The organism is Seonamhaeicola marinus (assembly GCF_008085455.1).
This window is the reverse complement of record NZ_VSDQ01000808.1, coordinates 1-987: the sequence shown is the minus strand read 5'-3', so window position 1 is coordinate 987 and position 987 is coordinate 1. Positions and strand designations below refer to the sequence as shown.

The following is a 987-nucleotide window of genomic DNA, read 5'->3' as shown; positions in this document are numbered from 1 at the left end:
AGTTTGAAAGTGTTGAAAATTTTAATTGCTTTCTCCAACGTTCTTTCATTTGCTTTTTGTTTTTTACAAAATCATCTTTATCATAATCTGTATCAAAACTTTCATTTATGGTATAATCAAATGGTTCACTTAAAACTTGATTATAAATTTCTTTTGCTTCACGAATTCTTGTAATTAAACGCTCGTGTGTTTCATTAAAAAATGTAACATCAGTAGCTTTTAACTGGTCATCTAGCTGTAATTTATATTTTTCAAAATCCTTAATGTCAGACTCATAGAAGTAGCGTTTAAAAGGATCTAAAGTTTCAATATAATCATCAAAAAGTTCTTGAGAAAAGTTATCATCCATTGCAATAGGATCATAATGCCCTCGCTCTAAAACAAAGGTTATTATTTGTACCAGTAATTTATCTTTATCTGGATTATCAAATGTTTTGGTTGTAAAACTGCATGAAGCAAAGGCCAACAACAGTAATAACGATAGAACTTTATAATTCCTTTTCATAATTTTTTTCATCAGTTAATGTTTAAATAGTTCTATTATACAATAGTAATATTTCACTAAAATAAAGAAAAAACTATGCCAATAACTGCAAAATGGCCTAATTTTTTGTTAAACCGAAGAAAATGCCTGTTTCCTAATGAAATTATGTATTTTAGCACATGTTATTTACATTCTATTCATGACAAAAAAACCGCTTATACTTGTAACAAATGATGATGGCATAAACGCCCCCGGAATTAGAACCTTAATTAGTGTTATGAATACCATTGGCGATGTTGTGGTAGTTGCACCCGATAGCCCACAAAGCGGCATGGGACACGCTATTACAGTTGATGCCACACTATATGTTAACAAAGTTACTTTTGATGACGGACCACAAAAAGAATACAGCTGCTCTGGCACACCCGCAGATTGTGTAAAACTTGCCAATAGAGAATTGCTTACCCGGAAACCAGACCTTTGTGTTTCAGGTATTAATCACG

1 protein-coding gene and 1 pseudogene are annotated in these 987 nt (G+C 31.6%); one reads left to right on the top strand and one right to left on the bottom strand.

The annotated features are described in order from the left end of the window. Positions 1–517 (bottom strand): annotated as a pseudogene (locus tag FUA24_RS23640) (tail-specific protease); the annotation flags it as partial. Between the two features lie 166 nt (positions 518–683). On the opposite strand from FUA24_RS23640, the gene surE reads away from it, so the two are divergent. Beyond that, positions 684–987 (top strand): 5'/3'-nucleotidase SurE (gene surE, locus FUA24_RS23635; protein ID WP_317131974.1); only part of this gene is annotated, 304 nt, incomplete at its 3' end.